This window comes from Polyangium jinanense, from assembly GCF_028435265.1.
Taxonomy (GTDB): Bacteria; Myxococcota_A; Polyangia; order Polyangiales; family Polyangiaceae; genus Polyangium; species Polyangium jinanense.
The window spans coordinates 86,591-104,057 of record NZ_JAGTJK010000015.1; the positions used below are offsets into that span (position 1 = coordinate 86,591).

The 17,467-nt window shown below is 68.2% G+C and carries 13 protein-coding genes; 10 read left to right on the forward strand and 3 right to left on the reverse strand.

From position 1 onward, the window contains the following. Positions 1-45: 45 nt before the first annotated feature. Positions 46-1,221 carry a urate hydroxylase PuuD gene (locus tag KEG38_RS25715; protein ID WP_272422543.1) on the reverse strand — a complete coding sequence of 392 codons (1,176 nt, stop codon included), beginning with the start codon at positions 1,219-1,221 and terminating at the stop codon, positions 46-48. Positions 1,222-1,329: 108 nt separating this feature from the next. Between KEG38_RS25715 and KEG38_RS55620 the strand changes: the two genes are divergently transcribed. Next, positions 1,330-3,840 carry a lytic transglycosylase domain-containing protein gene (locus tag KEG38_RS55620; protein WP_272422544.1) on the forward strand — a complete coding sequence of 837 codons (2,511 nt, stop codon included), beginning with the start codon at positions 1,330-1,332 and terminating at the stop codon, positions 3,838-3,840. A 111-nt stretch (positions 3,841-3,951) separates the two neighbouring features. Here the strand turns inward: KEG38_RS55620 and KEG38_RS25725 are convergent, their stop codons facing one another. Then, positions 3,952-4,692: a hypothetical protein gene (locus KEG38_RS25725; protein WP_272422545.1), complete on the reverse strand. Its 741-nt coding sequence runs from the start codon at positions 4,690-4,692 to the stop codon at positions 3,952-3,954. Between the two features lie 267 nt (positions 4,693-4,959). On the opposite strand from KEG38_RS25725, the gene KEG38_RS25730 reads away from it, so the two are divergent. From KEG38_RS25730 to uraH, 9 genes are all read left to right on the forward strand, one after another. After that, positions 4,960-6,420, forward strand: coding sequence for a serine/threonine protein kinase (locus tag KEG38_RS25730; RefSeq protein WP_272422546.1), 1,461 nt, complete (start codon positions 4,960-4,962; stop codon positions 6,418-6,420). Between the two features lie 64 nt (positions 6,421-6,484). After that, positions 6,485-9,571, forward strand: coding sequence for an SUMF1/EgtB/PvdO family nonheme iron enzyme (locus KEG38_RS25735; RefSeq protein WP_272422547.1), 3,087 nt, complete (start codon positions 6,485-6,487; stop codon positions 9,569-9,571). Positions 9,572-9,705: 134 nt separating this feature from the next. Then, positions 9,706-11,004, forward strand: a complete 1,299-nt coding sequence (locus KEG38_RS25740) for a serine/threonine-protein kinase (RefSeq protein ID WP_272422548.1) — start codon at positions 9,706-9,708, stop codon at positions 11,002-11,004. Between the two features lies 1 nt (position 11,005). Then, complete coding sequence (locus KEG38_RS25745; protein ID WP_272422549.1) at positions 11,006-12,178, forward strand: dipeptidase; 1,173 nt, start codon at positions 11,006-11,008, stop codon at positions 12,176-12,178. 22 nt (positions 12,179-12,200) lie between these two features. Continuing rightward, positions 12,201-12,749: a DUF1232 domain-containing protein gene (locus KEG38_RS25750; RefSeq protein WP_272422550.1), complete on the forward strand. Its 549-nt coding sequence runs from the start codon at positions 12,201-12,203 to the stop codon at positions 12,747-12,749. Next, positions 12,749-14,113 carry an allantoinase AllB gene (allB, locus tag KEG38_RS25755; protein WP_272422551.1) on the forward strand — a complete coding sequence of 455 codons (1,365 nt, stop codon included), beginning with the start codon at positions 12,749-12,751 and terminating at the stop codon, positions 14,111-14,113. The genes KEG38_RS25750 and allB overlap by 1 nt, the downstream gene beginning before the upstream one ends. A gap of 14 nt (positions 14,114-14,127) precedes the next feature. Beyond that, positions 14,128-15,123, forward strand: coding sequence for an allantoicase (alc, locus tag KEG38_RS25760; protein ID WP_272422552.1), 996 nt, complete (start codon positions 14,128-14,130; stop codon positions 15,121-15,123). 10 nt (positions 15,124-15,133) lie between these two features. After that, on the forward strand, positions 15,134-15,634 hold the full coding sequence (gene uraD, locus KEG38_RS25765) for a 2-oxo-4-hydroxy-4-carboxy-5-ureidoimidazoline decarboxylase (RefSeq protein ID WP_272422553.1): 501 nt from the start codon (positions 15,134-15,136) through the stop codon (positions 15,632-15,634). After that, the gene (gene uraH / locus KEG38_RS25770; protein ID WP_272422554.1) at positions 15,631-15,981 is read left to right on the forward strand and encodes a hydroxyisourate hydrolase; all 351 of its coding nucleotides are present in this window, start codon (positions 15,631-15,633) and stop codon (positions 15,979-15,981) included. Before uraD ends, uraH begins: the two co-directional genes overlap by 4 nt. Before the next feature lie 59 nt (positions 15,982-16,040). On the opposite strand, the gene KEG38_RS25775 is transcribed toward uraH, so the two are convergent. Then, positions 16,041-17,450 (reverse strand): DUF6986 family protein, encoded by a 1,410-nt coding sequence (locus KEG38_RS25775; RefSeq protein ID WP_272422555.1) that lies wholly within the window; start codon positions 17,448-17,450, stop codon positions 16,041-16,043. Between the last annotated feature and the right edge of the window lie 17 nt (positions 17,451-17,467).

Here is a 17,467-nt window from a genome sequence, read left to right on the forward strand (position 1 = left end):
CCCCTCGGACCGACGCCCCCACCTCTCCTCGAAACGCCCCCGCCTCTACTTCCCCTGTCCCTCGATCCACACCTTGAGCTGGGCCCTCTCCTCATCCGTCATCGCCGTCGCGTTCCCGAGCGGCATATCCCGGGTCACGCTCGTACGCTGCACCACCTTCTCCGCCTTTGCCAACACCTGCTCCGGCGTCTCCAGGAGGAACCCCGACGGCGGCGCCACGAACGTCGGGTGCGTCGGTTTCTGCGAATGACACGGCACGCAGCGCTTTTGCACGATCGCCATCGCCGTCGCCGTATCCACCGGTCCCACCACCGGCGGCGGCGCGGGCCGCATGAAGCTCAGCCCCATCGCCCCCCCGAACGCCGCCGCCACCGCCACGAGCAGCGACTTCTCTTTCCGGTCGTGCTTGAACGAGACGTTCAAGTAATGGCGGATCGACACGCCTCCCGCCATCAAGAGCCACAGGATCAGCCACGCGCGGTGGTGATTGTAGGCCAGCGCGAAATGGTTGCTGATCATCGCGAACGTGACCGGCAACGTGAAATAGTTGTTGTGCTGCGATCGCCGCTTCGCCTGCTCGCCGTGATGCAGATCCAGCGGCTGCCCGGCATTGAGCTGTTTTCGCATGGCGATGTGGTGCGGCACGATCGACGTCCACACGTTGAGCCCCATGCACGTCCCGAGCATCGCCCCCACGTGAATGTACGCAGCGCGCCCGCTGAAGACGTGTTGATACCCGTACGCCGCAAGCCCGACGAACACGGCCATCACCGAAAGGACCACTCGATTGTCTTCAACGAAGAAACACAGCTCGTTGTAGAAGAACCAGCACGCCAGGATCGACGCGATGCTGATGCCCACCGCCGCCGTCGGGCCAATGTCCGCCACGCTCGGGTCGATGAGGTATGTCCGCGCGCCATACCAGTAGATCCCCGCGAGCAAGAGCACCCCCGTGACCAGCGTCGTCTTCGCCGGCCAGGCGTGGACGAGAAGGCGCTCGGGGTGGGCGTTCGGCCAGTATTGCTCGTGATAGTAAAAACTGCCGCCGTGGATCTCGTCGAGCGTGCCCCGGATGTTCTCCTTCAGCACCTTGCCCTTCGGCGGCCGTACGGACAGGTCGAACCAATTGAAATAAAACGACGTCCCCACCCACGCGATCCCCGCCATGAGGTGGAGCCAGCGAAGCAGAATCGTGACCCAGTCCTGGAATACCGCCATCATCGTGCCGCTCCGCGCCCCTATACCCCGGCCACACGCAGACGTCGACGAGCGCGCTCGGTACGGCAGCTTTCTCCGGCCGATCCGTTCTTTTCGGGCTAAACTCCGCCCGTGGCTCTCCGTTCGTTCCTTTCCCGGCGCAGCGCCGTCTGGGGGCTCGGCCTCACCGCCCTGGTCGCCCTCGGCTGCGCCGCCGTCACCACCGCCCCGCGCCTGACCACCGGCACACCCCCCGCGCCCGCAGTCGCGGCCGCCGCCGCCCCAGCCTCCGCGTCCGCCGCCGCCCCAGCCGCCGCCGCCCCAGCCGCCGCCGCTTCCGCGTCCGAGGAGAGCGTCGCCTTCGACCCGGACGCCGCCGTGCCCCTCCTCGACGACGCGCGTCTCGCCGCCGTCAAAGCCGCCGTCATCCGCGAGGCCTACGTCGAGGCCGTGAAGGAGCTCGACGCCGTCCTCGCCGCCGAGCCGCGCCCCTCGAAGGACGACGAGCACGCCTTCCGGTACCAGCTCGGACGGCTCCGCGCGCTCGCGGGTGATCCGCTCGGCGCCGCCCGCGCGTACGGCGAAGCCGCCGCAATCGGCGGGCCCCTCGAAGGATACGCCCGCTACCAGGCCGCGGACCTCTCCATCCGCGCGGGCGAGCACGCCGAAGCCCTCCGCCACCTCGACAAGGTCCCCGCCGATCTGCCCGTCACCTCCGACGTGGGCCTGCTCCGCGCCGACGCCCTGCTCGGCAAAGGCGACCTCGACGCGGCGCTGCCGCATTACCGCGCCTACCTCGGCAAGACGGGGCACCCGCCGCGCTGGGTCGAGATCTCGCTCAAGGTCGCCCGCGCGCTCTTGCAAAAGCCGTCCGAGGAGCACGCCGAAGAAGCCATCGGCTTCGCGCGGCGTGTCCTCTACGAGGCGCCCTCGGGCGCGGGCAACGGCGAGGCGAAGTCGATCGAGACCGACGCGCTCGGCAGCTTGCCCTTCCCGCGTCGCAAGGCCTTCGAGACCCCGAGCCAGGACGATCTGCTCTCGCAGGCCAAGCGCCAGCTCGACGCCGGCCAGAACCGCGAAGCGCTGCGCACGACCGACGGCCTCATCGCCGATCCCCTCGCCGCAAACCCCGGCGACCTCGGCTGCGGCGCATGGATGGTCCGCGCCGAGGCCCTCGCGCGGATGAAGAAGAAGCCCGAGGCCGAAGGCGGCTTCGGCACGGCGATCGAGCGTTGCGCCGGCACGCCCCGCCGCGTCGAGGCGCTCTGGAACGGCGGCAAGGCCTCCGCCCGCGCCGGCAGCCACGGCGAAGCCATGCGACGGTACGCCCTGCTCGAACAGGAGTTCGCGTCGCACAGGCTCGCCGACGACGCGCGCCTGAAGGGCGCCCTCGCCGCGCGCGAGCTCGGCGACGAGGTGCGCTTCACGCAGATGCTCACGAAGATGCCCGACGACTATCCGCAGGGCGACATGTCGACCGACGGCCTCTTCGAGCTCGCCCTCGCGCGCATGACGAAGCGCGACTGGGCCGGCGCCGTCGCTCCACTCGAGCGCGCCCTCGCCCGCGCGCCACGCGAGCGCGTCTACTACGCCGCCGGCCGCCTGCCCTACTACCTCGGTCGTGCGCGTCTCGAAACCGGCGCGATCGATCAAGGCAAGGAGCTGCTCGCCAGCGTCATCCGCGACTACCCGCTCTCGTTCTACATGTCCCTCGCCTACGCGCGCCTCGCGGACAAGGACCGCGCCGCGGCCGATCGGGCGCTCGACGAGGCGCTTGCACGCGAAGGCGCGACCGCTCCCTTGCCGCCGCCGAAGAGCGCTTCCTTCGGCAAGCCCGAGTTCCTCCGCGCGCTCGCGCTCGCGCGGCAAGGCGAGTCGAGGCTCGCCCGCATCGAGCTCGACCGCCTCGGCGTCGGCGCTCGCACCGCGCCGCCCGAGGTCCTCTGGGCCGCAGCGCTGCTCTTCTCGCGCGCCGGCTCGCCGAAGGAAGCGCACCAGATCCTTCGCACCGCGACGAACGCAATCCCCTCGGGCCGCGCGGAGCTCACGGACTGGACCGATCACTACCCTGCGGGCAACTGGCGCTCGGCCTGGGAGATCGCCTTCCCGCGCCCGTACGTGACCGTCGTCGGGGCCGAGGCGCAACGCAGCGGCATCCCCGAGTCCCTGGCGTACGCGATCATGCGCGAGGAGAGCGCCTTCGATCCGCGCGTCGTCTCGAGCGCGGCCGCGGTCGGCCTGATGCAGCTCATCGTGCCCACAGCGCAGCGCATGGCGAAGCCGCTCAAGCTGAAGGGCGACGCGGAGTCCTTGAAGCGCCCCGAGATCAACATCGCGCTCGGCTGCCGCTACCTCTCGGTCCTCCGCGCGAAGTTCCAGGACAACCCGCTCCTCGCGATCCCCGGCTACAACGCCGGCGGCGGGAAGCCGAAGGACTGGGTCGACGAGCGGCCGAACGAAGACTTCGATCTTTGGGTCGAGCAGGTCCCCTACGAAGAGACGCGGAACTACACGAAGCGCGTGATGACGAGCATGGCCGCGTACGACTTCCTCTACGGCAAAGGCAAGTCCGGCGAAGCGCTCGCAGCGCCGCTCTGGGCGAGCCCGGCGGCGCGGGCTGCCCTGGCGGCGAAGGCGCCGTAAGTTAGCTGTACGTGCCTCACCCCCGGCCCCTCTCCACTCCGTGGAGAGGGGAGAGAGACGGTCTCTTCGCCCCTCTCCACGGAGTGGAGAGGGGTTGGGGGTGAGGAAACCTCACTCCCCCGCGGGACGTCTCCATCGCAGGGTGAGCTGATCGTTCTCGCGGTGGACGCCGTGCGCGCGCATGGCCTCCGCGACGTGCCCTGCGCTCTCTGCGCTGAAGACGGACGCGGCGGCGATACGCGGCCATCCCGGAGACTCGTGCAGCGGCGTGGTCGAGCAGAGCAGCTCGGTCACGCCGCGGAGGTCGTGCACGCAGTCCTCGGGCCTGAGGACCCGCAGCCCGTCCACGCCGACGTCGGTCGCGAACATCCCCTTGTAGTGGTTCAACTGCGCTCGCATCTCGTCGGTCAGCTCCATGTCGGCCGGGAGTCCGGGGATGGGCTTCTCGATCTCGCGCAAAGGTTCGTCGCCGGCGCGCATGTACAGGGAGTAGTCGCCGATCACGACGGCCCACCCCACCACGAACGAGAACCACGCCATGGAGGCGCTGCGCACGCCGGGGTGTAGCGCGTCGTTCGGGTTCGACGTGAGCAGTGCCTGCAAGGCCTTCACGTACTTTGCCGCCATGTCCTCGATCTCTCCGCGCTTCGCCTCCTTGCCGAACCAGTACTCCGGCGGCTGAAACGTGTTCCAGAGAGGATCCGGCGCGTAGCCCCGGACGCCGCGCAGATGGATCACCCGCACGATCTGGCTGTAGTGATACCGGTCGATGCGGAACTCCGGGTATCCCTGCTCCGTGAATTTCCAGAGGAGCTGATCAGCTGCTTCGTAGTGAACGTGGCCGTTGGGCACGTCTCTTCCTCCCGGGCTTTCGGCACATGCCGTCCGACAGGCTGACAGAAGTTGCTCTTCGCGAACAGCGGCGTCCGGCATCTTCGCAGTTCGTGCCGATCGATAGGACCCTGGCGGGTCCGCGTGGCTCGGCCGAACCGAAGCCGCGCCCAACGGCCTCCCTGAAATGGCAAGCGGCGGCAGGCTCTCCGCGGAAAAACCGAGGGTTTTACCTAAATCGTCCGCAAACTTGCATACATATTCAAAGCTCGACTATCTCTCCCGCGCATGACCACTTCCGTATGCGTTCGATGTGGGGCGGTCTCGAGAAGTGATCTGCGGCCGTGCCCGTTCGATGGAACGGCATTCCAAGCAATCGAACGATACGTCGTACCTTTCGATGCGAGTGACTCCCTCGTTGGGCAAAAAATCACCGACCGATACCGAGTCCTCCGCCATCTTTCGTCGGGTGGGCACGGGAAAGTATACCTCGTCATGCACGAGGAATTGCACAAACCATTTGCAATGAAGCTCATCCTCGACGACATGCGCGTCGACGAGCTCCGCTGGCAGGCCGCGATCGAGGTCTTCCGGCAGGACGGCATCAGCACGGCGCAGATCGAGCATCATCCGCATGTCCTCCAGATCTTCGACGCCGGCACGATCCCGGAGGGAGGGCGCTATCTGGTCTACGAGATGCTCCGCGGGAAAGATCTCGGGGACCTCCAGCACGAGGAACAGCTATCGGCAACGCAATGCGTTCACATGGTGATGCAAGCCTGTCGAGGTCTCGATGCCGTGCACGCGGCCGGCCTCGTTCATCGCGACGTCAAGCCCGCCAACATGTTCCTGCACGCGCCATCCCCGGTGGATGGCCCCGGTACCGCCGATCCGGTCGTGAAGATCATCGATCTCGGCATTGCGTGCCGCAAGGGCACGTGGGTCGGCATGGCGGGCACCCCGGAGTACATGGCGCCCGAGCAATTCTTCCGGGGACCCCTCGACGAGCGAGCGGACGTGTTTGCGCTCGGCGTCTCCCTCTACGATCTCCTCACCGGAAAGCTCCCCTTCGAGGCGACGGGGGAGGACCGCCGCACGGCGACGCTACGCGCACGCATGACGCAGGAGCCCCGGCCACCGCGCACGCGGGTCGAGATGTCCGAGGAGCTCGATAGCGTGATCATGAGGGCGATGGCACGCCCGCTCGAGGCTCGATACCCAGGCATGATGGCGCTCGAAGATGCATTGGCAAGGACCCCCGAAGGACGCGAGGCACGCGCGTCGACGCGTGTGGATGGCCGGGCCATCGGCGGGGAGCTCGAAAGGCGGATGACCACACTCGAACACCGCGGAAAAACCATCGACATCGTATACCCGGCCCCCGATGGGACGATGACGTGGAAAGGTCTGTCCCCGGACGGTCCGCCCCTCAAGATTCTGCGCAATCGAACCTTGAAGGTGGACCAGGAATTCGTGCTGAACATCTCGGGTCGTGGACCGATGTTCAGCTTCATCATCCACGAGAACACGAAATGGTCAGGGACCGTTCGCCGACGCGCAGGCGGGCGAGAGATCGATTTGTGGCTGCATGGCGGGCAAGCCACGCAGACGGGGCTGGAAGTCGAGCTTGGCCCCTTCGGGACGTTGAGGGCCCCCACAGAATATCGAGGACTTCTGGTCGGACTACGGACGCAAGCTCCGGATCGAGCGGCTATTTTCTGTATTGCCCGAGGTCAGCATGACGCATAGCATACGATATGATATCCGATCGGTTCAAGCCCCCAATGGCGACCCTGCCTTCCAGGTGGTTCGCATGGGCCAGGGCGCGTATGCGCAGGTCGTCCAGGCGGAAGAGGTCATCGTCAGCGAAGATCGATCCGTCCGATCGGATGTCGTGGCGAAAATCTTCCTCGATGTCACGCCGGAAGACGCGAACATCGCGTTCGAGCGCGAGGTCGAGCTGCTCGACCATCTGCGGGGCCGCAGGAACATCGTGAGCATGCGGGGGGTCGAACGGCGTCGACCGCCCACCTTCGTCTGCGGGGAATGCGGCGACGTGTTCGTCGTGGAACGTTGTCCCGAGTGCGAAGCGCCCTTGTTCAACGAAGGCGAGATCTCCGAGGGGATGCGAAACCGCGTCATCCTGCACTGCGGAGGAGACAATCACACGTTCCAGAAGACCGACGAGTCCTTCGGGCGTCTCCTCGGCCGCCGGCCATGCAAGCACCGCGGCCCCTGCGACACCGTGAACTTCCTGTTCAGGCCCTGCATTTACCTGGAGCTTCTGCACGTCAATCTCCGCGAATACGGGGATCTGCTGGCGCGCCGCAGGCCAGGATATCGCGGCCGGGACATCTTCACGCTGGCCCACCCCGAGCGGCAGAGGGACGAATGGCTACGAGAGACCTTCCTCATGCGCCTCACGTGCCTCGTGAAGATTGCGGAGGCGCTCGAGCAGATCCACAGGCTCGGTCATGTTCACAGCGACATCGCCCCCGAGAACGTCATGGTCTCGCTCTCGTCGCGACTCGACGAGGAGGCGGCGCAGGTCCAGGTCCCGACGGTCATCGATTTCGGTCAAGCCCGCCGCGTCATGCTGCCGCGGGAGACGGTCGTCATTCATGGACGGCATCATTTCGTCGCGCCCGAGGTGACCGGCGTCAACAACGCCATCGAGTCGTCTGCGCGGATCCTCGCGAGTGGGTCGCTCGTCGAGGGTCAAGAGTGCGAGATCGCCTGCAGAACGGAGCTCGCCGAGGGCGATTACGTGTGGGATGGTCAAGGTGGGGCCTATGAGGTGCTCGGCTACGCGGACGACCAGCAGCCCCCCGGCGGCGGGACCGCGCAACGAGAGGAGGCGGTCGAGCGGCGTTATCGACTGCGCGTCCTCGGCACGTCGAAGTCGCCCCAGGGGACACGGGCGCTCTGGGCGAACCAGGCGGTCCGTCCGCCCGCGGATCTTTTCTCGTTTGGTTGTGTCGCCGCATGGCTGCTCACGGATGGGAACGAGCTGGTGGTGCAGCAGCTTCGTAACGCGGCCCAATTCGCAGCGTCGGAGAACCGTTCCATGGAGGACGCGCTGTCCAATCTCCGGAACGGCAAGACGTACATGGGCGTGCTCGGGAAGATGCCCCTCCCCTCCACGCCGCAGGATGACGAGATCCGGTACCTGGTGATCGACGTGATCCTGCGATGCCTCATGCGGGTGGAGGGGGCGTACGCGACGGCGCGTTCGACGGGCTACGAGCGCGGGGCGGCCAAAGCAGCCCGTGACCTGGCCAATGCGCATGACCAGCTCTATTTCCTGCACAGAACCAAGAGCCAGTTCCTGGAGTTCCTGCAGAAAGACCACAGGGTCGAGCTGGAGGGCATACGAGACGCATTCAACGTCGCCCGCAGGGAGGCCGATGACGTTGCAAAAGAGACGAACGCGCTTCGCGAGAGGTGCCACGAGCTCGAACGCACATGCGCGTCCCTGAACGCAGAGTTATCCCAGCTGAGCTCCGCGAGCGGGGTCCAGGAGGAGAAGGACGCACTGCAGGCGCGTCTCGACGATACGATAGCCCATTGCGAGACCTTGATGGGGCGCTCACGGCGGCTCCAGGAGGAGAAGGACGAACTCCAGGCGGAGCACGCGCGACTCGAGGCCACACTCAGGACGATACGGGAGAAGGCCGCCGCCGGGTCGAGCGAGAGCGCGCGGGCTGCCGCAGAGCTATCGAACGAGCGCGAGAAACGCGAAAGCGCCGAGGCCGCGCTGAAGGACACCTTCACGCAGCTCCAGGCCATGCAGGAGAGCTCCAAAGAGCTGCGTGGTCTCGCCGAGCAGGCTCGACAGAAGTTGCTCGACACGCATGGCAGAATGGCGGAGCTGGAAGACGAGCTCCAAAGGCTCAAGGACGAACAGAGTACCCTGGAGACGAGCTCGACATCGAAGGCCGAGGTGATCAAGGAGCTTCAAAGACTCGCGGAGCAGCACGAGCGGACCAGCAAACGATGGCGTGGGGCCTCGATCGCGGCAGGAGCATTGACCGCGCTCGTGCTCGTGGTTTCGCTCACCGTGACGGCACGGGGAAACACGCCGAGCCAGGTCGCGCCGGAACAGCAGCCGACGGCACCGCTGCAGGCGACCATGGCTCCGCCGGAACCTCTTGCGCCGTCGCCGCAACCGACCGTGCCCAAGACCCAGCGGAGCGTTTGCGAGCGTGGCGTGCTCATCGAAGTGGAAGTCCCGGCAGAAGGGAGCGGCGCGTTCTGCATCGACCCGACGGAGGTCACGGCCAAGGGTTACAAGGAATGCATCAGCCAAAAGCAGTGCACACACCGCGGATACCCCGGCATGGGGGAATGCGAAGTGCGGGCTGAATGCCCCATCAACTGCGTGAACGGCCAGCAGGCTCAAAGTTACTGCGCCTGGAAAGGCGGGCGCCTGCCCACCGAAGACGAGTGGCGTCGTGCCCTGCGTGTCGCCATGGGAGCAGGGTATGCCTGGGACGGCACCCTCCCCGCGAAAGGAGCCTTGTGCATAGGGAAAGGGCTCCCCTGCTGCGATGGTGAGAGGAAGGACGACGTATCGAAAAATGGGCTCTCCGACATGTTCGGAAACGTGTCGGAGTGGGTCCTTCGTGGGGACAAGAAGGGGACGATCGGCCTGAACTTCAGCAGCGTGCTCGGTCAGAACTTCAATGCTTACGAGGGGACGATCCGGGCCGGCGCGCGTGAGGTCTGGGAGCAGGGATTCCGATGCGTTTATGATGCCAAGCTCATCGAGGATGAGCCGGGGAGCGGGTCCAAGCCGGAGACCACGCCGGCTGCATCCGCGGTGAACGGCTCGGAGCCGGCCCTCGTACCGCCACCAGTGGACAAACCCGCTCCGCCTCCCCCCGCTTCGAAGCCGTAGCCGGCATCCCGCCCCTCCTCGGGCGGAGACGAGGACGCGCGATTCGCCCAACCGAACCCCCCCATGTCCGGAGACGGCGGAGGATCTGCTGCCCACTCCGACTCCGGGAGCGGTTCTGGTAAGGTTCGCCCCGCATGACCACTTCGAGCCCGGCCGAGAAGCTCGTCGGCGCGACCCTCAACCGGCGCTTTCGGCTCGTGCGTCTGCTCGGCGAAGGCGGCATGGGCGCCGTCTACGAAGCCGAGAGCGTGCAAGGCGAAGGCAAGCGCGCCGTAAAACTCCTCCACGAGGAGTTCACCCGCATCCCCGAGGTCCGCGACCGCTTCCTCGCCGAGGTCACCGCCACGAAGAACCTCGTGCACCCGAACGTCGTGCCGATCCTCGAATCGGCCGTCGCCGAGGACGGCTCGCCCTACCTCGTGATGGAGCTGCTCCGCGGCCAGTCGCTCGGCGACAAGCTCGACGGCGGCGTCATCGTCCCCGTGCCCGAGGCCTATCGCATCACGAGCCAGATCCTCGCGGCCCTCTCCGCCGCTCACGGGCAGCGCGTCGTCCACCGTGATCTCAAGCCGGACAACGTCTTCGTCGCCAAGGATCCGGGCGGCAACGAGGTCGTGAAGATCCTCGATTTCGGCATCGCGAAGGTCATGGATGCCGCCGGCGGCATGGGCAACAAGACCCGCACCGGCGCGCTCATCGGCACGCCCGGGTACATGAGCCCCGAGCAGATCAAGAGCGCGAAAAACGTCGACCCGCGCAGCGATCTCTGGTCCGTCGCGACGATCCTCTACCAGATGCTCACGGGCCAGCTTCCGTTCGACGCCGACAACGACTTCACGCGCCTCACGGCCGTCATCGTCGGCCACCCGACCCCGATCACGGTCTTCGCCCCGCACCTCGATCGCTTCACGCCCTTCTTCGATCGCGCCCTCGCGAAGGACCCGAACAAGCGCTTCCAGACCGCCGAGGAGATGGCCCAGGTCCTCGCCGCCCTCGCGCGCGCCGAGGCGCCCGAGGTCGTGGTGAACGGCGGCTGGAAGCCACAACATGAGAGCGCCGCGACGCTGGCCTCGGCGGCCACGACCGCGATGCCCGTCGTCGACATCCTGCCGACGGGCCAGACGCCGCCGCCGATGGCGCCCGTGTCGGGCTCGTTCGCCGTCGCCGATACGGATCCCGCAGCCTCGCCGCGCCACGGCGCGCCCGCGCCCGCCGCCGTGCTCTACCCGCCGCAACCCGCGGGCGGCACGCAGATGAGCGCCGAGCCGCGTGGCGCCACGGCCGCGGCCCGCATGCCTCCGCAGGTGGCGATCGTGCCCCCGCCGCCCCTGCCGCAGCAGAAGGGCGGCGTGCCCGTGCCGATCGCCCTTGCAATCGCGATCGGCACGCTCCTGCTCGGCATCCTGATCGGCTACCTCGCGGGAGGCTCGTGACGTGGCTCCGCTCCTGCTCACGGCCCGCTTTGCCGCGACGATCGCCTTCGCCGCGTCGCTGGTCGTGAGCCTCGCGAGCCCGCGCGGCGCTGCCGCCGCCGAGCCTGCGCCACATTTCATGGTCGTCGACCTGCACGTCGACGTCCCCTGGCAAGTCCACGGCAAGGGCCGTTCGCCCAAGCTCACCGAAGGGCAAGCGCGCATCGAGGCGCTGCAAAAGGGCGGCTACGGCGGCGTCGTCCTGCCGATCTACATCTCCGACAAGATCAAGGGCGGCCCGAAGATCGACGACGCCGAGGCGATCTACCGCGCGGCCGTCTCGATCGTCGAAGCGAGCTCGATCTTCCTGCCCCTCCGCTCCCGCGTCGCCGAGCCCGATCGCATCACCACCTTCCTCGCGATCGAAGGCGCGGGCGCGTTCGCCGAGGACATCACCGCGATCGATCGTTTCATCGATCGTGGCGTCCGCCTGGTGAGCCTCGCGCACGCGAGGAACAACAAGCTCGCCTCGGCGGCGACCGGCGGCGGCGCGAACTACGGCCTGACCGACCTCGGCAAGCAGTTCGCCGCGCGCATCTACGAAAAAGGCGCGCTCGTCGACGTCTCGCACCTCTCCGACGCGGGCTTCCGGGATCTCGTCCCCATCGCCGAGGCGCACGGCGCGCCCATCGTCGCGACGCACTCGAACGCGCGCGCGCTCTGCGACGTCCCGCGCAACCTCACCGACGAACAGCTCCGCACGATCGGTCGTACGGGCGGCGTCGCGGGGCTGAACTTCCACTCGCTGTTCGTGAAGGCCGACGGCGCGGTCACACTCGCGGATGTCGTGGCCCAGGCCGAGCACATGATCGCCGTCGCAGGCATCGATCACGTCGCGATCGGCAGCGACTTCGACGGCGACATCAAGCCGGCCGAGGGCATGGAGGACGCCTCGCACCTGCCCGCGCTCGCCCGCGAGCTTTCCAAGCGTGGCCGCAAGGACGACGAGATCCTGAAGCTGTTTTCGCTGAACGCGCTGCGCGTGCTCGGCTGGCGTCCTTCTCCACCTCGGGGGCTCCGCTCGGCAGAGCCGAGCTCTGCCCCCGAACCCGCGCCACCTCGGGGGCTCCGCTCGGCAGAGCCGAGCTCTGCCCCCGAACCCCCGCCGAAAACGAACGAGCCGAAGGCCCCGTGACCGAGAGAAGAAAGGACCTTTCATGACCACCGAGCTCGAGACCCGTTGCTTGAACACGTTCCCCGAGTGGCTGCGCACGCTCGCCGCCGACGCCCACGACGTCGCGCAGCTCCTCGCGTCGACGACGGCGCCCCTCTCGGCGCGGCGCTACGTCGCGGCGGGGCTCAACTACCTGTTCAAGTCGCTCGACCTCATCCCCGATGGCATCGAGGATCTCGGCTACCTCGACGACGCGTTCGTCCTGCGCGTCGCGGCCTCGCTCGCGATCGACGAGAACCCGGCCGTGCGCGCCGAGGCGCCCGCGCTCCAGAGGCTCGCGACCGACAAGGCGCTCATCGTCGAGTTGCTCGGCAAGGACTACAATCGCCTCGAAAGGTACGTCCGCGACCTGACCCGCGGCGCCGCGCGTGGTCGCACGGTCGACGAGATCCTCGAGGACGACGGCACGCGGACGGCCTTCCTGAACGAGGTCGCGGGCTGGGCACAGAGCTACCAAGCGCCGAGCTTCTCCCGCGACGAGAAGAACATCGTCAAGCTCCAGTCCTTCCTCTCGGCGAAGCTGCCTGCCTGATGACGAGCCACGATCCCGCCCCGTTCGACCTCGTGCTGAAGAGCCGCCGCGTCGTCTTGCCCGACGGCGTGCGCGCAGCCGCGATCGCGATCGCCGGCGGCCGCATCGCCGCGGTGCTTGATCCCTCGGCCGTTCCGCAGGGCGTGCGCACGATCGACGCGGGCGACCGCGTGATCATGCCTGGCCTCGTGGACACGCACGCGCACGTCAACGAGCCGGGGCGCACCGAGTGGGAGGGCTTCGAGACGGCCACGCGCGCGTGCGCCGCGGGCGGCATCACCACGGTCGTCGACATGCCGCTGAACTCGATCCCCGTGACCACGACACGCGCGGCGCTGGAGGAGAAGCGCCGCGCCTCCGCGGGTAAAACGTGGGTCGATCACGGCTTCTGGGGCGGCGTCGTGCCGGGCAACGAGCGCGAGCTCGAGCCGCTCGTCGAGGCCGGCGCGCTCGGCTTCAAGGCGTTCCTCGTGCACTCGGGCATCGACGACTTCCCGATGGCCGAAGAGGGCGACCTGCGCCGCGCGATGCCGATCCTCGCGCGCCTCGGCGTGCCCCTGCTCGTGCACGCGGAGCTCGAAGGCGAAGCGCCCGAGGCCGCAGGGGATCCGCGCAGCTACGCCACGTACCTCGCCTCGCGCCCGCCGGCGTGGGAGGAGCGCGCCGTGCGCCGGATGGTCGAGCTCTGCCGCACGTTCGGCGGCCCCGTGCACGTCGTGCACCTCTCGGCCGCAGGCGCGCTCGACGACGTGGCGAGCGCGCGCGCCGAGGGCTTGCCGTTCTCGATCGAGACGTGCCCGCACTACCTCCTGCTCGCCGCCGAGGAAGTCCCCGAAGGGCACACCGAGTACAAGTGCGCGCCGCCGATCCGCGAACGCGACAACCGCGAGCGGCTGTGGAAGGCGCTCGTCTCCGGCGCGATCGATCTCGTCGTCTCGGATCACTCGCCGTGCACGCCGCGGCTCAAGTTGCCGGACGAAGGCGACTTCCTGCGCGCGTGGGGCGGGATCGCCTCGCTCCAGCTCGGTTTGTCGCTCATCTGGACCGAGGCCAGCCAGCGCGGCGCGACGCTCTCGGATCTGGCGCGGTGGATGTGCGAGGCGCCCGCGCGGCTCGCGGGCCTCTCGCACAAGAAGGGCCGCATCGCGCCCGGGCTCGACGCGGATCTCGTCGTCTGGGATCCCGACGCCACGTTCGTCGTCGAGCCCTCGATCCTGCGTCATCGCCACAAGGTGACGCCCTACCTCGGGCGAACGCTGCGCGGCGAGGTGAAGACGACGATCCTTCGTGGTCAAACAGTGTACGAGGACGGCGTCGTCCGTGACGAGCCCCTCGGCGTCCCGCTCCTGGGGCGTGGTGCGTGAACGAAGAGGAAACGATGGCTGATTTCGAGACGATGGTCGATCTCGCGTCGGAGCGCCTCGGCGGCGCGGCGATCTGGGCGACCGACGATTTCTTCGCGCCGAAGGAGAACCTGCTCAAGCCCGGCAAGGCCGTCTTCATCCCGGGCAAGTACACCGAGCAGGGCAAGTGGATGGACGGCTGGGAGTCGCGGCGCCGTCGCGTCGGCAGCGAGGACGCGTGCATCGTGCGCCTCGGCCTCGCAGGTCGCATCGCGGGCTTCGACGTCGACACGAGCCACTTCCTCGGCAACGCCCCGGCGCGCGTCTCCATCGAGGCGACGTCCGTGCCCGGCTACCGGCCGCTCGAAGCGCTGCTCGGGTCGGACGTCGCATGGACCGAGATCCTGCCGCCCTCCGCGGTCAAACCGGGCTCGCAGAACCTCTTCGTGATCACGGACGCGGGGACCTACTCCCACGTAAAACTCCGCATCTACCCCGACGGCGGCGTCGCGCGCCTGCGCGTCTACGGCACGGTGAAGCCCGACTGGGCCCTGCTCCTCTCCGAGCACCGCGTCCTCGATCTCGCAGCCGTCGAGCACGGCGGCGTGGTCATCGCCGCGAGCGACGAGTTCTTCTCGGATCGACGGAACCTCCTTTTGCCCGGCCCCTCGCGCGACATGGGCGACGGCTGGGAGAGCAAGAGGCGCCGCGGCCCGGGGCACGACTGGGCGATCGTCCGCCTCGGCCGCGCAGGCACGCTCGTGCGCACGGACATCGACACGACGCACTTCAAGGGCAACTACCCCGAGAGCTGCTCGCTCGAAGGGTGTTTCCTCCGCGGAGAGGACTCGCCCGAGGCGCTCGAAGCAGCCGCGTGGAAGGAGCTCTTGCCGCGCACGAAGCTCGAAGCGCACACGCGGCACGTCTTCTCGCTGCAGGCGAGCGAGCCCGTGAGCCACGTGCGCCTGCGCATCTTCCCCGACGGCGGCGTCGCACGGCTGCGGCTCTACGGCGCGCCGCTCACCACGTGAGGACATCACCGTGGACGAGTGCCGCGCCTTGAACGACCTCGAAGGCGACGAAGCGCGCGTCGCGCTCACGCGCTGCTGCGGCAGCGCCCGCTGGGTCGATCGGATGCTCCACGAGCGGCCTTTCCAGAGCCGCGCCCACCTCCTCGAAGCGGCGTCGCGGCACTGGAACGCGCTCGACGTCGCCGACTGGGACGAGGCCTTCTCGCACCATCCCCGCATCGGCGAGCCCTCCGCGGCCTCGAAGTCCACGGCTGCATGGGCCGCGAACGAGCAGGCCGGCGCCGCGCGATCGGCCGACGACGTGCGCGCCGCGATCGCCGAGGGAAACCGCGCCTACGAGGCGAAGTTCGGTCGCATCTACCTCGTCTGCGCCACGGGCAAGACGGGCGAGGAGCTGCTCGCGATCCTGCGCGCGCGGCTCGGCAACGACGCGGAGACCGAGCTCCGCGTCGCCGTGGGCGAACAAGAAAAGATCACTCGTCTTCGCCTGGAGAAGATCCTCTCGCCATGAGCACGAGCCCCATCACCACGCATGTCCTCGACACGAGCCGCGGCCGTCCCGCGGAGGGCGTCTCCATCGTGCTCGAGCGCCTCGAAGACAGCGGCGAATACGTCGTGCTCGGGCGCGGCAAGACGGACGCGGACGGCCGCTTGCGCGACCTCCTGCCGCCCGAGCCGCGCCCGAAGCCGGGCACGTATCGCATCACCTTCGATACGGGCGCCTACTACGCGGCGCAGGGCACGACAGGGTTTTACCCGACCGTCTCGATCACGTTCCTCCTCCGCGCGCCGGAGGAGCACCACCACGTGCCCCTTCTTTTGAACCCGTACGGTTTCTCGACCTACCGCGGGAGCTGACCCACCCATCTCCCCTCTCCCGAGAGGGAGAGGGGCTGGGGGTGAGGGACTCGTTCAGCTCAGCCCTTCCGCGCCGCGAGGATCTTCACGAACGAACGCGTCGCGAAGTCTGCCGAGCCGAGCCCGGTCATCTGCTCGGCTTCTGCCTCGGTCAGCGCTCCACAGGCGATCGCGCGGAGAAAATAGTTCAGGAGCCCCTGCCCCGTCGCGGCGTCGTCGAACACGTCGCCGAGCAAGGTCGCCTGCGCGGCCTTGTCGAGGAACGCCTTCAAGCGCGCGCCCGCGGCTTCGAGACCCTCCAGGAAAAACGCGTACACCGCGCCGTACCGCGCCGGGAGCTGCGCCGGGTGCAGATCCCATCCCTGGTAAAACCCGGTCACCAGCGAGTGCCGGATGTGATCGTGCGCGAGCCGCCACGCCCGATGCACCACCGCGCGGTTCTCCGCGAGCTCCGCCGCACCGAGCGTCCCTCCCTCCGTCGCGCGGTGGGGACCGATGGGCATCACGTTCGTCGCGCCGTCCGACAGGAGCACGCCTGTCCCCGCGAGCGACACCTTCATCACGTGCTTCGCGAAATCACACGCTGGATGCGCCATGTGCTGGTGCGCCGCCGTGATGCTGCAACCGGCCGTGTAGTCGTACGTCCCGAAGTGCGCGCCCGTGCATCGCTCCTTCGCCAGCGCCATCAGGTGCGGCAGCGCGACGCGCCCGTCCGGCAGGAAGATCGACTGCGTCGTCTCCACCATCACCTCGAACAGGAGCGACTTCGGCGGGAGCACGAGCGCGGCTTCGAGCGATTCGAGCAGCGCCACGAGCGCCTCGACCTGCTCGGGCACCGTGATCTTCGGCAGCGTCACGACGAACCCCTCGGGCAAACGTCCGCCGAGTCGGGTCACGAGCGTCGTCACGAACAGATCGAGCGTCCGCACGCTGCGCCCGCGTAGCTCCTCGTTCAGTGGCTTGATGCGGATCCCGATGAACGGCGGCGCCGTCCCGCTCGTCACGGCCTCCGCGACCTGCTCCGCCGCCGCGACGGCGTGCCCGTCTTCCTCGGCATCCGGGCGGTTTCCGTAGCCGTCCTCGAAGTCGATGCGGAAGTCCTCCACGGGCTCACGCGTGAGCTTCTCGAGCACGCGCTCGTGCACGACGCGCGCGAGGTATCCCGGCGAGCCAGCAGGCGCATCCTTGAGCGCGGCCGGATCGTCGGGCAACGCGCTCGCGAACGAGAGGCCGAGCGCGCGGGCGAACGTCACGGGATCGGGCGCGTACGTGCGCATCACGTCGAGCGCGACCTCGCCGGATCGCTGACACGTGCGCGCCTTGAAGAGGTGCGCCCCGCCGTAGACCGTGTGCACCGGCTGCCTGCGCGAGGGCTCGCCGGGGAAGGCCTGGACAAAGTCGCGGTTCGCCTGGGCGAGCCGCGCGAGCGTGGCGTGGGGGAGGTTCTCCGAAGTCAGGGAGGTCTTCACGGCGCCATTGTGGAGCA